The sequence below is a fragment of the Spirosoma humi genome (genome assembly GCF_054776575.1).
Map to the genome: position 1 here is coordinate 739,917 of NZ_BAAHBR010000008.1, position 16,430 is coordinate 756,346.

Annotated in this window: 12 protein-coding genes; 4 read left to right on the top strand and 8 right to left on the bottom strand. The window is 47.8% G+C overall.

The window, feature by feature from the left end; translation table 11 throughout:
- Position 1 precedes the first annotated feature (1 nt).
- Positions 2-649: a DedA family protein gene (locus ACYU8Y_RS11795; protein ID WP_460937338.1), complete on the bottom strand. Its 648-nt coding sequence runs from the start codon at positions 647-649 to the stop codon at positions 2-4.
- 127 nt (positions 650-776) lie between these two features.
- The gene (locus ACYU8Y_RS11800) at positions 777-2,660 is read right to left on the bottom strand and encodes an ABC-F family ATP-binding cassette domain-containing protein (RefSeq protein WP_460937340.1); all 1,884 of its coding nucleotides are present in this window, start codon (positions 2,658-2,660) and stop codon (positions 777-779) included.
- A gap of 178 nt (positions 2,661-2,838) precedes the next feature.
- Between ACYU8Y_RS11800 and ACYU8Y_RS11805 the strand changes: the two genes are divergently transcribed.
- Positions 2,839-3,843 (top strand): formylglycine-generating enzyme family protein, encoded by a 1,005-nt coding sequence (locus ACYU8Y_RS11805; protein WP_460937342.1) that lies wholly within the window; start codon positions 2,839-2,841, stop codon positions 3,841-3,843.
- A gap of 297 nt (positions 3,844-4,140) precedes the next feature.
- Here ACYU8Y_RS11805 and ACYU8Y_RS11810 read toward each other — a convergent pair whose 3' ends face one another.
- Entirely contained in the window at positions 4,141-4,395 is a 255-nt protein-coding gene (locus ACYU8Y_RS11810) for a transposase (RefSeq protein ID WP_460937344.1), read from the bottom strand.
- A gap of 1,006 nt (positions 4,396-5,401) precedes the next feature.
- On the opposite strand from ACYU8Y_RS11810, the gene ACYU8Y_RS11815 reads away from it, so the two are divergent.
- From ACYU8Y_RS11815 to ACYU8Y_RS11825, 3 genes are all read left to right on the top strand, one after another.
- A complete protein-coding gene (locus tag ACYU8Y_RS11815; RefSeq protein ID WP_460937346.1) occupies positions 5,402-7,210 on the top strand; it encodes a hypothetical protein in 1,809 nt (602 codons plus the stop codon).
- Positions 7,211-7,325: 115 nt separating this feature from the next.
- The gene (folK, locus tag ACYU8Y_RS11820) at positions 7,326-7,802 is read left to right on the top strand and encodes a 2-amino-4-hydroxy-6-hydroxymethyldihydropteridine diphosphokinase (protein ID WP_460937348.1); all 477 of its coding nucleotides are present in this window, start codon (positions 7,326-7,328) and stop codon (positions 7,800-7,802) included.
- A 166-nt stretch (positions 7,803-7,968) separates the two neighbouring features.
- Positions 7,969-9,186, top strand: a complete 1,218-nt coding sequence (locus ACYU8Y_RS11825; RefSeq protein ID WP_460937350.1) for a pyridoxal phosphate-dependent aminotransferase — start codon at positions 7,969-7,971, stop codon at positions 9,184-9,186.
- Between the two features lie 903 nt (positions 9,187-10,089).
- On the opposite strand, the gene ACYU8Y_RS11830 is transcribed toward ACYU8Y_RS11825, so the two are convergent.
- The 5 genes from ACYU8Y_RS11830 to ACYU8Y_RS11850 form a co-directional block, all read right to left on the bottom strand.
- Positions 10,090-10,836: an RluA family pseudouridine synthase gene (locus ACYU8Y_RS11830; RefSeq protein WP_460937352.1), complete on the bottom strand. Its 747-nt coding sequence runs from the start codon at positions 10,834-10,836 to the stop codon at positions 10,090-10,092.
- A 130-nt stretch (positions 10,837-10,966) separates the two neighbouring features.
- The gene (gene panB, locus ACYU8Y_RS11835) at positions 10,967-11,785 is read right to left on the bottom strand and encodes a 3-methyl-2-oxobutanoate hydroxymethyltransferase (RefSeq protein WP_460937354.1); all 819 of its coding nucleotides are present in this window, start codon (positions 11,783-11,785) and stop codon (positions 10,967-10,969) included.
- Positions 11,786-11,869: 84 nt separating this feature from the next.
- Positions 11,870-13,297, bottom strand: coding sequence for a murein hydrolase activator EnvC family protein (locus ACYU8Y_RS11840; protein WP_460937356.1), 1,428 nt, complete (start codon positions 13,295-13,297; stop codon positions 11,870-11,872).
- A gap of 24 nt (positions 13,298-13,321) precedes the next feature.
- Complete coding sequence (locus ACYU8Y_RS11845) at positions 13,322-14,200, bottom strand: DUF4292 domain-containing protein (RefSeq protein ID WP_460937358.1); 879 nt, start codon at positions 14,198-14,200, stop codon at positions 13,322-13,324.
- 95 nt (positions 14,201-14,295) lie between these two features.
- A complete protein-coding gene (locus tag ACYU8Y_RS11850) occupies positions 14,296-16,080 on the bottom strand; it encodes a tetratricopeptide repeat protein (protein WP_460937360.1) in 1,785 nt (594 codons plus the stop codon).
- Positions 16,081-16,430: the final 350 nt, after the last annotated feature.

Genomic DNA, 16,430 nt, shown 5'->3' on the forward strand with positions numbered 1-16,430 from the left:
ACTAGGCGTCACCGGTTTTGCTTTGGTTTTCTTTCCGGGCATTCAGGTAACCCTTGACAACGGTGAAGGTTGTAATGGCCAGGAAAAACAGAATAATATACTGAACGTAATCAACGATCCAGGGAAACCGCTCACCGAAGAAAAATCCTCCGCCTACCAGCGTAAGTACCCAAATGCCCCCGCCAACAACATTGTAGATCATAAAGAAACGAGCAGGCATGTGAATCAGGCCAGCCAACAGTGGGGCGAAGGTTCTGACGATGGGCAGAAACCGGGAAATAATTAAGGCGCTGTTGCCGTATTTAATGAAGGCTTCACGTGTATTTTCGATGTACTTCTGCTTGAAAAACAGCGAGTCCGGCCGATTTTTGATCTTCCCGCCAAAATAATAGCCTGTCAGGTAACCAATCAACGATCCAATTACGGCCGCCCCGAAAATGCAGCTTAGCAGAAGCCATAACGGAACGTTCAGTAGCTTGATACCGGCAAATACGCCCGACAAAAACAGGAGGTAGTCGCCTGGTAGAAAGAAGCCGAAGAAAAAGCCATTTTCGACGAAGACAATGGCCGTAATCAACACCAACCCACCCGTTCGGATAATCTCTTCGGAGTTGAGGAGCGTCTGGAAGAAAGTTATAAACTGATCCATAAGTAAAGAGTGAAATCGGGCCGCCGATGCGGAGTGAATGAAAGAGCGAAATCGGACCGCAGCCGCGGACGGTCATCGATAAGGAGTGCTAGCGTATTAAGCACTCTCTCGCTCTTTCATTCACTCTTTAAATATATTCCGCCAACTCCAGCCAGCGGTCTGATTTTTGGGCAATGGTCTGGTCAATTAACTCAATTTCCCGCGCCCATGCTGTTAGTTGTTCATGTGGCCCTCCCGAATTCAGGGAGTTCACGAGGTTGTTTTTGTGTTCTTCCAGCGATTCGATTTCCTTCTCAATGGTTTCGTACTCCTTCATTTCCTTAAACGATAGTTTCCGTTTAGCAGCGGTTGCGCTGGCCGTTGCAGAAGAGGTTACCGTTGCTGAAGGCTTGGCCTCCGTCGGAGCTGCTTTGGTGGGGCGTGTAGTTTTGGGCTGAGAATCCCGCCAATCGCGATAATCGGTATAGTTGCCGGGATAGTCGCGAACTTTTCCCTCACCTTCCATCACAAAAACATGCTCGACCAGCCGGTCCATGAAATACCGATCGTGGGTTACAATCAGGACGCAGCCTGGAAAGTTAAGCAAAAACTCTTCCAGTACATTCAACGTCATGATATCCAGATCGTTGGTCGGCTCGTCGAGGATCAGGAAGTTCGGATTCTGAACCAGTACGAGCAGCAGTTGCAGCCGTCTTTTTTCGCCCCCGCTCAGCTTGGCGACAAAGTCATACTGCTTGGAACGGTCGAACAGAAACCGGCTAAGAAGCTGAGTCGCCGTGATGGTGTCGCCGTTGGCTAGTTTCATCACTTCCGCCACATCCTGCACCACGTCGATCACCCGCTGATTTTCGGGCAAGTCCAGTTCTGTTTGGGTGTAATAACCAAATTTGACGGTGCCGCCCGTCGTTATTTTCCCGGAATCGGGCCGTAACTGGCCGGTCAGCATATTCATCAGCGTGGTTTTTCCCATGCCGTTTTTACCAATCAACCCCACGCGGTCAGGACGCTTGAAGGTGTAGTTGAAATGGTCGAGCAGGACTTTGTCGCCAAAGCGTTTGCTCAGGTTTTCAACTTCCAGTATTTTACTGCCCAGGCGTGCCATGCGCAGGTTCAGATCCAGTTCGCCGTCATTGCGTTTGCCGCTGGTCTTTTCTTTCAGCTCTTCAAAGGCGTCGATTCGGTATTGTGCTTTTGTGCCCCGGGCTTTGGGTTGGCGACGCATCCACTCCAACTCGCGCCGGAACGTGTTGCGATCTTTTGATAACTCTGACGCTGCGGCCATTTCGCGTTCCTCCTTTTTCTCCAGAAAGTACGCGTAGTTGCCTTTGTACGTATAAAGCTGCCCGTTGTCCATTTCGGCGATCTGGTTGCAAACCCGATCCAGAAAATACCGGTCGTGGGAGACCATCAGCAGCGTACCGTTGTTGGTATTCAGATAACTTTCGAGGTATTCGATGGCCTCCAGATCGAGGTGGTTGGTTGGCTCATCCAGAATCAGTAAATCTGGATTCTGAATTAATACCCGCGCCAACGCAACGCGTTTACGCTGGCCACCCGACAAGGAGCCGGCGATCTGATTGACATCCTGAATCCCCAGTTCGCCCAGAATCTGACGAATCTGAGCTTCATAATCCCAGGCTTCGAGCTTTTCCATGCTCGACATGGCTTTTTCGAGGGCGTCCTGATCTTCGGTTGCCAGGGCGTGTTCGTAAGCGCGTACCGCATCGAGTTGAGCGCTTTCACCTGCCAATACCACCTCCATGATCGTCAGGGCATCATTGAGATCGGGCTGTTGGTCGAGGTAGCCAATACTGATGTCTTTACGATGGCTGACAATACCGGCGTCGGGTGGGGCAGACCCGGCCAGGATAGAGAGCAACGTGGTTTTGCCTGAACCATTGGCGCCAACGATGGCTACTTTATCGCCCCGGTTTATACCGAACGTAAGGTTTTTAAACAGAGTACGGTCGCCGTAGGACTTCGCTAAATTTTCGGCTGATAAATAATTCATTCGTTAATCGGGTAGTGGACATAACCGAAAAGGCTGTTTCTGGGAGTCAGTCTGATCGTCTTAACGGATAGGTTAGCCCAGCCACGTTTTCATTTATTTCTACAAAGGTACAACAAAGGAAATCGTTCGTACTTTTACCTGTTAATCAATACAACTTCCTTTTCCTGAATAACCAACAATGCGTCTGAAATATCTCTTTTCAAGCATCGCTTTTCTGATTGGGGTGGTCGTTAGTACAAACGCTCAAACCACAAGTTCAATCAAATCCTACACGCAGGCCGTACCCGGCAGCAACCAGACGTATGCCATGGTCGCTGTTCCGGGCGGAACGTATCTAATGGGTAGCCCTGCTACCGAGAAAGGACGCAGTGCCGATGAGGGACCTCAGCACAAAAGACATATCGAGCCCTTTTACATTGGGAAATATGAGGTGACCTGGGATTTGTACGACCTGTTTGCTTTCACTAATATGGAGAAGGAAATGGCGGCCAAGTATACCGAATCGGAGGCTAACTTAGCCAAGACAGATGCTACCACCCGGCCAAGTCCTCCCTACGTAGACATGTCGTTTGGAATGGGCCGGGCGGGTTATCCAGCTATAAACATGACCCAGTATGCCGCCATCAAATTCTGCGCCTGGCTTTATGCTAAAACGGGCGTTTTCTACCGACTGCCGACGGAAGCTGAGTGGGAATATGCCTGCCGGGCCAATACCACAACCGCGTACTCGTTCGGTGACGACGTAAAAAAATTGGGTGAGTTCGCCGTCTTTACGGGTAACAGTGACGGTGCCTACAAGAAAGTGGGGACAAAAAAGCCCAATCCCTTTGGTCTGTACGATATGCACGGCAATGTGATGGAGTGGACGAAAGACCAGTACATCGAGGATTATTACAAACAGGTGGCCAGCGGAAAAGTGAAAGAACCCTTTGCCCCGACCACCACGCTTTACCCCAACTCGGTACGTGGTGGCTCCTGGGACGATGAAGCAGCCATACTTCGGTCGGCTGCCCGGACGCCTTCGGCCCCGGCCTGGAAAGTGCTTGACCCACAGAGTCCTAAGTCCGATTGGTGGTTAACATCAGCCTCGTTTGTTGGCTTCCGGCTGGTCCGGCCGGCCAAAACGCCCAGCGAAGAAGAAATTAACGCGTATTACGGAATCAAACCAATCAAAGACTATTGATAGGGAAAGGGCGAAAGAGTACTCTTTCGATATGATTTACCTTCTCTTAGGTACTAACCTCGGCAATCGTACTAAAACCCTTCAACGGGTTATTTGAGGAATGGTTTTTGGGAAATTTCATTGAGCAGAATGGCAATGAAGTCCATGCGTAACATGGACTCCGCGCTGGCAACCATCTCCTCGTGGTCTACGCTCAACCGACAATACCAACTCAACCAGCCAAAACTGCCGCACCAGCTCGGCCACCCAACGGCGGGACACCAACATAAAATAATGCCCCTTAGGCTTCAACAAGACCTATACCGGCCAGGTCAGCTCCCAAGCAGCCCAGCTCACAAACGTGCGCGAATAAACCGTATCCACTGACAGTCGGGGCCGATGCCGGGTGGTAGTGGCTAGTTGACTCAACAAGTGTTTAGCCGCTTTGCTGTCGCTCTGGTTGGCCCGACTAATCAGCAGACCCACTGGCAAACCCGCTTCATCGACCAGCACATGGCGCTTGCGTTCCCGAATGAGCTTGAAACCGTCTAAGCCTTTGGCTTGCCGGATCATGGGGCCATTTTAACGCCCTGACAGTCGAAGCACCAGGTAAGTGGGGATCAGCGGACAGCCCAGTCGCTGTCGTTCCTGGCGAACGAGTTGAGCCAGCAGGATATGCCATTAACCGCTTAGTTACCAGTGTCGGAAGTATTAGTGAGCGCTGGCCCAGATCGGGAAATGGGGGCGGGTTGTACCACTGGCACCCAGTGTTTAACAGCCAGAGTATGGTGTTAAGCATCGTTCTCATCGAATGTTTGTTGGCCCTCAACGGGCCAATGATTTTTGACAACTTGCCACAGCGCCAGTTGCCTGGTAGGAGTCGATTATCTGACGAAATCGGGTCGACATGAGCTTATAGATTGGTTACCTCAAGCTAGGTGCCGACTCTCACATTTATTTCAAGAACTTCTTCCCCAAACAACCTTTCAACGGGCGGTTGACCTAATGGTAGCGCTTGTCGGCACGGTCATACATCAGTCGGCTTTGTAGGACACCCTTACTCAATATATGCTTTTCTAACACGCTAGAAAATAGTCGCTATTTGATGGTAAACGAGCGACTATTTTCCTTTCTATCCTCAGCCTAAAAGGTAGACAGTACTTTATATTATCTTTTTTAGTAAAAAATAACGTCGTTTTTGTATCTTTGTATGTATCTAAGTTTACAAATATTGTATTGAATTTGATGATGTCAGTTGAGCTCGCCATCTATTTGCAGCATCTTTACTATAGGGACAATTGCCTTATCCAAACCATTGATTTTGCGAGATTAGAGGGGTCAACTTATTGGCAACAGAATCGTGAAACATAACTTGTCAGGACTTTAATCACTTGTGATTGGTCTATTGACTGCTTAGCCAATCAGTACCGAACAAACGAAGGTGGCCTCTATTATGAGTTGCTAATTTGGACAATATAGGGTCACTATTATATAGATAATAAACTCAGCACACTCAATTAATCGCTGTAGGTAGCTGTAGTGATCTCACTGCGTTTTTTAATTTACTTCTCTTCACACCATGATTTCTGCTTCACACCCAACGTTCAAAAAAACGTTGGGTAATTACCACTATGTCTGGTCGATTTCTTTATGCATACTTATTTTCTTCCATGTTTGGACAGTCTACCGTTTAGCGGTTAATATGCCTTATATGGACGATTATACTTTTCTGGTTGACGTTATACACCTGAAAGCTGGTTCCTTTACAGTTCGTGAAGTAGCGGACATACTTTTGGTTCCGCATGGTCCGCATAATGAGCATATGCTTGTGTTCGGTCGGCTTACGGCCATCCTTGATTATCTGATTGAGGGAGAATTAAATTTTAGAACACTCTACTTTGTGGGTAATGGTGCGCTGATTGCTACAGTTCTGCTTCTTTATTATGTCGGCCGCCGGGCAGGTTTATCAGGAGTACAAATTTTACCAATATCCCTATTACTATTTCAGCCCCAGTATTATGAGATTACCATAAGCTGGGCCATTTGTGCCCTTCAGCATGTGCCAGCGTTGTTCTTTACTTTTCTAGCCTTCTGGTTACTAGTTCAACCATCCATGGTCTTGTTTGCTTTTAGTTTTCCAGTTGCCTTTTTGGCTACCTTTTCTAATGGAAACGGACTGGCCGTGCTTATTTCAGGTTTTCTTCTGTTACTTGTTTCTCGAAAATTCATTCGTTTAACAATTTGGTCAGTATTTTCTATTCTCTCTTTTCTCCTATATTATTATTTTACTCATGTACACCAGTCAACAGCCAGCGTTCCTGCAAACATGACGCATCCGTTTCGGGTACTGGGTGGTTTTTTTCTAATGAGTGGCTCACTATTTACCCTCTTTACCGAGTCAATTGCCGAACTTGGTTTACTTGGTATAATTATTACTCTGTTGTTGGCAGCTGTGACTGGAACTTTCTTGGTTCATTTGATGGGGTTCTCATCTTCTTTGAAACGCATGCCAGTGGCTCTACAGGCAGTTTTAACAAAATGGTCGGTTCCCTCCAGTCAGGCTAGAGCATTACCACTTATTGCCTGCTATTTTTATTTGACAATTACGATTTTGGGCATCGCCTATGCACGAAGTATTGGCTGGCATTATGCCTTGTTGTTGCCGCGTTTTATCTGGTTTACAACAGTACTGATCGCTGTTGGTTATTTGCTGATTATGATTTGGTTGAGACCCGTTCATCGGCTGCGAGTGAGCCGAGTAGTTTTGTTTTTCAGCCTTTGTTTTAATTTAACTTCCTATTGGTTCAACATTGGGGAAGTAATGAATATTCAGAAATCTCTGATTAGTGATTTTCACAACTGGCGTGAGAATGGATTACTTATTTCAATGTCACCTGGCGAGCAGTTTTATAATAAATATTATGGTATGATACTCCGGCAGGCTATTGAGCAAAATATTTACCATTTGCCCATGCCTGAATTTGAACGTCAGGTTGTCAGCCCATTGATACGGGTTGATGCGAGCTTGAAGTTAGTGGAAAGAGATAGTGTTTCTAAGTATGCCGAACGCCAGCGTGATGAGCTGATACTAGCAAAAAACGCCTTGCCATCGATTGGGCTTGATAGGGATGGCGCTTATTTATTATTACGATCGAAAGAGCACGTCTTTGTCTGGCCAGTAGACCAAAGTTCCAGGAAATTAGCTAATTTTTTAATGAATGGAAAACCAGCACCTGATGGTAACCTAGTCACCCTTTTTGCTGATATGCTACCTGAAACTTCTTACCAGATGGGGGTATTATATAAGCTTAATGGTCAATGGAAGGCAATATATAGTTTGAAAACGTTCAACGTGACTCATAGCCTACAATTGGTGTCAAATGAGTAATTGGGCAAAAGGAGATTATTTCGGAATCTGGATAAGAGTGGTCAATTAAATTAAAATCGCTTAAATGCTACCCCGTAATTTTGTGGGTAGTTTTATTTACCGGAAAATTCTCTCTATGATTTACCTTCTTCTGGGTGCTAACCTCGGCAATCGTACTAAAACCCTTCAACGGGCGGTTGACCTGATTGCGGAGTACGTTGGGCCGGTTACGCAGCAATCGGTTCTGTATGAAACTGCGCCCTGGGGTGTGACGGATCAACCGACTTATTTGAATCAGGTGCTGGCCGTTGACACTACGCTACTGCCCGAAGACATACTGGGGCAGACTCAGACTATTGAGCAGGAGTTGGGGCGCGTCCGTTTTGAAAAGTGGGGCGCACGCGTCATTGACATTGATATTCTCTATTATGACGACCTCGTTCAGCAAAGCGATACACTGACGATCCCACATCCGTATTTGCATCAGCGACGATTTACACTCGTTCCTTTAGCGGAGATCGCACCAGATTTCATGCACCCTGTTCTACTGAAGACGACTACTGAACTACTTGCGGAGTGCACCGATGAAAGCAAAGTGATGCCCTATCGTTAAATCTATCGTTGAAAGGTAAAGACTTACAAAGAGTTTCTACTCTTTACCTGTTCAACCTGATGCTATACGAAACAGATTTTTAATTTTCCAAAAACATCTACCCTCCACTGAAAACCTACTACCTTTGCGGTCAGTTTGTTATCATTTTCTTAAAACATCACCGATTATGTCTGCCACGCTTGACACCGTGAGTTTGTTAGCCGACCGCATCAATGCGCTGGAGGAATCGTCCACGCTGGCGATGACCAAGAAAGCTCGTGAATTGGCCGCTCTGGGCCACAAAGTAATCAGCCTGAGCGTTGGGGAGCCGGATTTTAAAACACCTGCCCACATCTGTGAGGCTGCCAAAAAGGCGATTGATGATGGCTTTCATGGCTACTCGCCCGTGGCTGGTTATCCTGATCTCCGCAAAGCCATTGCCGATAAATTCAAGCGCGATAACAACATTGATTGGAAACCCGAGAATATTGTCGTGTCGACGGGTGCCAAACACTCGCTGGCTAATGTCATTCAAGTGTTGATAAATCCCGGCGATGAGGTAGTCATTTTCTCCCCTTACTGGGTAAGTTACTCCGAAATGGTGAAGCTGGCCGAAGGGAAAGCCGTTGTTATCGATGGTAGTTTTGATAATAATTTCAAGGTGACGCCCGAGCAATTTGAAGCCGCCATTACGGATCGGACGAAGATTGTTATGTATGCATCGCCTAATAACCCAACGGGGTCGATCTATTCCGAAGCCGAGCTTCGTGCGATTGCCGCTGTTGTTGCGCGGCACGAGAATGTTCATGTGCTGGCTGATGAAATCTATGAATACATCAACTTCACGCCGGAGGGCCACTTTAGCATGGGATCAATTCCGGAAGTGGCGGAGCGAGTCATTACGGTAAATGGTGTGGCGAAAGGATACGCGATGACGGGCTGGCGTATTGGCTATATCGGCGCAGCAAAATGGATTGCCGATGGGGTTGAAAAGTTACAGGGCCAGGTTACATCAGGCACAAACTCAATTGCTCAGAAAGCCACCGTAGCTGCGTTGAACGGACCTATGGAGCCATCGCAGGAAATGGCGAAAGCCTACCACCGTCGGCGCGATCTGGTCGTGAAATTGCTCAAAGAGGTTCCTCATTTCCGGACTAACGTGCCTGAAGGTGCCTTTTACGCTTTTCCGGATATCAGCTACTATTACGGCAAAACGGATGGAACAACAACCATCAATAACTCGGACGATTTTGCTTCCTGGTTACTCAACACGGCTTATGTAGCAACTGTAGCGGGTTCTGGTTTCGGCGCTCCTGATTGCTTACGCATTTCAACAGCCGCATCTGACGAATCCCTCGTTGAGGCTGTGCAGCGTATTAAAGACGCCGTAGCAACGTTAAAATAATAGGCATACCGAACAAAAAGGGACGGAGTCGGAAGTCACATCTTGATCAAGATGTGACTTCCGACTCCGTCCCTTTTTGTGTTATATTTAGTGCAGGTCGGACCAACCGGGGGTAATTCTTGATTGAACAGAAATTGACCGGAATGAATTAGCGCGTTGGAGCGACGTTGACGCGCAACACTATCGGAAGCCATTGCGTATTGTGGAAAAACACCTTATACCTCATCAGCGCGGTTGTATAGCTACTTCAGCAATCGGTTACCTCTGGCCTAATCTATATTAATTAGGTATAGTATGAAATTTTAAACGCTTATTTTGTGAAAATGCCAAATTAAAGCTTTAATTTAGCCTTGTGACCCACATTATTAATATAATTTATAAAGTTTAATGCTTTATGATTTCTGGCACAGTAGTTGATAGCAATCAAGTTATCTGAAAGTGACAACAACTTTACTCGATATAGTGCAAAATAGGTGAGTCCAGCGGCAAACTTTTTCCAATTAATTTTGTTTTTGTACTAAGGCAAGGTTAAATTTGAATATCGATAGAAAAAAATTTGAAAAATAATTCAAAAAAGACTCTCTTTTTATTGACCGTAAACTTAATCTTTAATTGTTCCCTAAGCTGATGAGAAATTTTCGTGTATATATGATTTTTCAGTGGGTTTTCTTCCTTCCTATCATACTTCCGTTATGTATCGTATTCGGGGCTTTAAGGGGAATCGTTCAGATGATTGAGCGTGTTATGGAACAAATTATTCTGGACATTGCGCCCTCTGAACAGAGTACAACTCAAGCCATGACCGATCACTAAGCTTCGCTTACTATATAGAAGAAGGGCCGCCTTTTCCAGTTGGAAAAGGCGGCCCTTCTTCTATATAGTAAGCACTTCTGGAAGCGCAGCTTATTCAAATGTGAAACCCAGGTTTTTGTCATTGTAAATTTCATCATCCAAAGCCAGGAATTCTTCCCAGAACGGATCATTCGGTAAGCCCGCCTTACAAATCAAGGGCCGATCCGGGGCCCCCGGCTGTTTAATGGGGTGAATGAAATACAGTCGACGGGCGTGTAAATAGATTTTCTTGTCGGCAACAGCTCGGTCGTACCCGTATTTAATGTCGCCCCGGATGGGGCAACCCATGTGGGCTAATTGTGACCGGATCTGGTGCGGTCGGCCTGTAATCGGATTTACCTCGAGCAAATAGTGCTCGTTGATCTTGCCAAGTACCCGATAGGAGAGTTCGGCCTTCTGCGACTTAGGTACTTCAAAATCGTGAACGGTTACCTGATTCTTCTGCTCATCTTTCGTAATCCAGCCAACCAGCTTGTCGGCGTCTTTGGGAGGCTTTCGCCGAACAATTGCCCAGTAGGTTTTCTGCACCTGCCGCTTCCGAAAAATTTCGTTCATGCGTTCCAGCGCCTTCGATGTACGGGCAAAGACGACCAGGCCGCTCACCGGGCGGTCGAGCCGGTGAACCAGCCCCAGAAATACCTCGCCTGGTTTATTGTACTTTTCCTTAATGTAATCTTTCAACAAGTCCAGCAGCGTAACGTCGCCAGTGCGGTCTCCCTGCACCAGAACGCCCGGCTCTTTATTGACAATGAGCAGGTGATTATCTTCGTAAATAACCTGAAATGGTTTATGCTTCATAAGTTGCGCAGGTGGGAACCCGCCTTTTTTGAGGTTTCTGGAAACCTCTTGGCTGCTATTGATGAGGCTGCTAAAGCCTCGCTGGTCAGATTCGGAAATCCAGCGTCAGCGTATTCGTCTCTCTCTTAACTCAATACGCTTCTTTCTCGTTCGGGAAGTCATTGCTTTTCACGTCGTCAACGTAATGGGCAATAGCCTCTGTCATAACCTTATGCAGGTCGGCGTACCGGCGCAGGAATCGGGGTTTGAACTCGTTCGTAATGCCCAGTAGATCATGGATAACGAGAATCTGACCATCGGCATCCGGTCCGGCACCAATCCCTATTGTAGGAATGCTTAGACTAGTAGACACCTTCTTTGTCAGGGCAGCGGGTATTTTTTCGAGCACGACACCAAAACAGCCAATTTCCTGAAGCATATGTGCATCGTCGATCAACTTCTGTGCTTCGGCGTCTTCTTTAGCCCGTACGGCGTAGGTGCCGAATTTATAAATCGATTGCGGTGTCAGGCCAAGATGCCCCATAACGGGCACACCCGCGCTTAAGATACGCACAATAGACTCTTTAATTTCCAGACCACCCTCCATCTTGACGGCGTGGGCACCCGATTCTTTCATAATCCGAATGGCCGACCGCAGCGCTTCCGTCGAGTTGCCCTGATACGAACCGAAGGGTAGATCAACAACAACCAGTGCCCGCTTGACACCCCGTACAACCGAGCTGGCGTGGTAAATCATCTGGTCGAGCGTGATGGGCAGCGTTGTCTCGTGCCCGGCCATTACGTTTGAGGCTGAGTCGCCAACCAGAATCAGTTCGACACCAGCTGCGTCAACGACCTGCGCCATCGCGTAGTCGTAGGCGGTCAAGGCCGAAATTTTCTCGCCTTTATTCTTTAGTTCCTGAATAGTGTGCGTTGTAACTCGCTTGATATCGGGATTATGTACAGACATGACTCAAGTTTGTGGTTTGTCGTTGGTGGTCGTACTCAATCAACCACGAATCAAAACTACAAACTCTGCACTACAAACTATGAATTACCTTGGTGTCAGCCACGATTCGGGGTTAAGTTTGGTGAACTCCTTCCAAATCTGGAACTGGATTTCGGACACACCATTCTTATCGGTAGCTACCGTGCCAATCGACTCACGGGCTTTTACCCGTTGGCCAATCCGAACGGATACGCTGCGGAGTTTGGCATAAACGGTAAAGTAATCGCCGTGTTGAATCGCAACGACGTTGTTCATACCCGGCATGCTGGTTACGTCCTGCACAATGCCATCGTATACCGACCGTACCCCTTCGCCCGCGTTCGTTTGGATATCGACGCCCTGGTTTTCGACGTAGATACCCCTGAGTACGGGGTGGGGTTTGCGGCCGAAGTGATCCGAAATAAACCCTTTTGTAACGGGCCACGGCAGACGTGCGCGAGCGCCCGTAAAGGACGATGCCAAGGCCGTCTCTTCATCATTGAGGTTATTGTTGCGCCGTTCGTCGGGTTTTCTGGCGGCTGGCTCGGGCTCAGTTGGGCGTTCTACCTTGGCTACGTCGGCTGGTGCTGGCTTTTCGCCTGCTTTCTCGGCTGCGGCAATGGCGGCTTCGGCGCGTTTTCGTTCGGCGGCTTTGCGTTCTGCTTCCAGTCGGGCAATGCGTTCGCGGTCGGCGCGCTCGCGGGCTTCTCGTTCGGCACGCTCTTTTGCTTCGCGCAGGATCAGTCGTTTGATCAATGACTCAAGCTGGGCTACGGACCGGCGACTTTCGTCCAGTTCTGTTTTAAGTTCAGATTCTTTCTGGCTTAACTCTTTGACAACCTGATTTTTGACGACCTTCAGCGTTTCCAGGCTCTTTGTTTCATTCACTTTGGCCCCAATGGTATTTTTCTGCTCTTGTCGTTTGCGGAGGGTCGCCTGTTGTTTCCCTTGCAGCATGGTTTTGACATTGTTCATTTGTCGAACCTGACTTAAGCGGGCATCGGAATATTGACGCAGGTATCGATACCGGGCTACGAGTTGATTGAAGTTATCGGCAGCGAATAAAAAACCCAACGGATTTACCTGTTGCCGTCGTTTGTCGGCGGCATAAATCATGGAGCCATATTCGGCCCGTAGTTTGTTAAGGTCTTTGGTGAGGGTGGCGCTTGCCTGCCGAAGTTCAGAAATTTCTGATTCCGTGAGTTGAAGGTCTTTGTTCAGCAGACCAATCTGCTTCGACTGCGTTTGAATCTGTTGATCCAGCGCTTTCAACTGCCCCAGGCCTGCTTGTTTCTCCGACGCTGTTTGTTTCAAAATAGTCCGGATCTGGTTCATTTTCTCCAGATTCTGCTTTTTTTCTTTTTCCAGTACTTGCCGGTTGTGCACCGTTTGCTGCGCCTGCAGAGGATGCGTCAGGCATAAACAAACGATAACAAGCAGGCTAACAACCGACCAGTGAACAACGTTGGAAAAGGGACGAAACGGGACGTACATAAGGAATGAAACCAACGACTAAACTTAGGGTCGACGAGTGTAAGATGTGGGTATTGAAAACGGGAACCCCGGGTTTTTGTCGACCAGTTCGACTTTATTATGCTTGATACGCAACAGGGTTTGGTAAGATTGCCCGTCGGTCTTCGACTTATAATCTACCGTCACCAAGCTGGTGTAGGGAAATAGAAAATTATTCAGCGAAGTAAAGTCTGTATAATCAAGGCGCAGCGTATTTTTCGTTGGCTGTTCCGTAATCATCAGCTTTTTAAGTTTTCTATCCTGCTCACCAATATAATTTTCAACCAGTACATTGCCTTCACTCTGCCGAAGAAGAAGGTAATCCCGATCATTTTTAATTTTTTGGGCCGGGCGTTCAGGCAAGGGCAGGTTTCCGACAATTAGCGCTTGCAGCAATTCAAAATTCATATTAAAGTTGACCTGTTTGCTCAGCGTCGGAAAGTCGTAGACGGAGTATTCCCGATGGATCTTGTCAATAATTGTGATTGAATCGCGGGTAATCAGCCCGCGGACCGCTTCGATGCCTAACTTGGAAACAGATAGCCAGATGAGGCTGTCTTTCCGAACCCGGATGTTCACATTCGCATTGTCAATATCCTGCTGCTGGCTTTTAAAGGAAATTTTTGACTTTGCCGCCAAGTAGCGGAAATCAATTTCAGCAACATTGGTGCGGGCTTCCTCGATTCCAGGCCTGGACGGGACCGGGCGAGAGGCCGAGTCAGCGGGTAATGTTTGCGATGGGTTGCCGGCAACAGTTGAGTCGATTTGCGCAGGAACTGACGAAGCCGGAGTTGAACGGGTGCTGTGCGACACGTGATGCCGTCGACAACCTTCCGACTGGAGGAATAGGCCTAGTATAAACGCAATGAAAAGGTATTTATTCATTTAGGTGATTTCGATTTGCAGCCTTCGCTCACGGGTTCAGTACGCCAAAAGATTTGTCTGGGATGAATCCGTAAAACCAGCGGCCGTAAAGCGGTTTACATTTTGCCAGAGGCTATTTTCTTCTCTAAATCAGTACTGGCACCGCCTTTACTTTTGGCCTGCTTCCACTGCTCAAGCGCTTTGTCACGCTCCCCCAGTTGGTAAAGCACATCGCCATAATGTTCAATGATTGTTCCACTCACATTGGCCGGATCGGCCAGGGCTTTTTCCAGATATTGTTTTGCCTTGGCATAGTCTTTCGATACGTAGAGGACCCAGGCATACGTATCCAGATAGGTCGCATTCGTTGGGTTGCGCTCAACGAGTTTCTGAGCCAGTTGTACGGCTCTGGGTAAATTCTCTTTGCGTAAGGACAGAAAGTAACTATAATTATTCAGGACGTGATCGTTCAGCGGATCTACCTTCAGAACGGCTTCATAGGCTTCGTCGGACTTCGCGTGATCGCCCAATCCGTTATAAGCGTCCCCTAGTTGAGCGTAAATGCCTTTTTTCAATTCATTATTAGAACTGGCAGCCAGTAGTTTCTGGCTTTCTTCAAGCGCATCGACGGCTTGCTGGTACTTGCGTTTGTACAAATTAGCCGATCCGTTGGAGTACCAGAAATAGCCCTGCGTGGGAAACACTTCCAGCGCTTTTTCGGAATGGGCTAATAAACTATCTACCTGATTTAATTCGCCGTCCAGTTGCAACAACGCTTCCCAAACCTCGTAGATGGAACCATCCAGACGAGCCGCCTTGGCGTAGGCGTCGCGTGCTTCGGCCTTTTTGCCCTGCTGATGCAGTAGATTAGCCAGCATGACCTGCGTTTTTGGATCGTTGGGCGAGGTTTTGGCCAAATTCTGCGCCATGCCGAGCGCATCCTGCTGCGCCGTTGGATTTGACCCCGTCATGCCTACGTAGCTTGACAAAATACGGGCTTTCAGGCCCGCTTCCAGATTCGGGTTCGCCAGCACCTGATTCAGCTCTTTGCTGACGCGGTCCATATCCCCTTTCTTGCGATAGATATCCGCCAGCAACACATGAGCCTGGGGTAAGTCAGTGCTCAGTTTGAGTGCCCGATCGATCCAGCCAATTGCCTGGTCGGTTCGGTCGTTGGCAATCAATAATTCGGCCCCTTCGAGCAGATAATCCGGGTCCGATGGTTCTGACGCAACTAATTTCTCAGCTTCTTCAACGGCTTTATCTATCTTATTTTGCTTAAGATAAATGCGTTGTTTTTGCCGGGTAATTTCTTCATTCAGCCCTAATTCACGCTCCACCTTATTATAGGTTTCCAGCGCTTTGTCGGGCTTTTCGTTAAACAGATAAATAGCCGCCAGCTCAACGCCATATTCGGCGTTTTCCGGGCCCTTCTTTAGTAGCGCTTCATAGAGTTCTTCAGCTTCACCATAACGTTTTTGTTTAACGTACAGCTCTGCCAGAAGCAGCGAGTAGAACTTATTTTCTACGTCCAGCGAGTGGGCTTTTGTTGCGTAGGGAATGGCCTCCGCTGTTTTGCCACTTTTCAGATAAGCACTGGCGGTTGAGTACTGAGCCGCAGCGTTGTTGGGGTCTTTTTGTAATACTTTGGCGAACTGCGCAATGGCTTTGGTCGGCTCGTCGGTCATCAAATACCGAACGCCTTCTGTAAACTGGGTTTCTTCCTCCATCCGCACAGTCGTTGTCGAAGTCGAGCCTGGTTTGGCCAGGGCTGTATCGGCTTTTTCGCGCTTGCGCTGGGCAAAAACTGGCTCGGCTGACAGCCCAAGCAGTAGCCCCAAACTACCCGCTAATCCTAGAAACAGATGACGGGTCCGGTATGGTATAGATAATGGAGTCATGTTGGTCTGCGTGTCGTGATGCATACGTACGAAAAACGCGGCTCAACCCGGTCTATTGCGGCTTTGATTTAAATAAACCGCTAAGACAAAGGTAGTTTAAAATGATGGAATGTCAGTAAAGACCAAACCAGCCTGAGCAACTAACCTTTTTATCGGGAAACCGTCTGCCAATTGATATGCAAATAGTTTGCCTTACTATGAATAGATAGCGTCCAATTCATCAATAAATCGTTTTTAACGCGCCCCATCACTTCCTTTTTATGGCTGGTAACCAATACCAGCCTGTGAACAAGTGACGCTTTCTGAGTTTATAGAACATCAATTGGCCGTGTCAGCGCCGGTTGATTCAG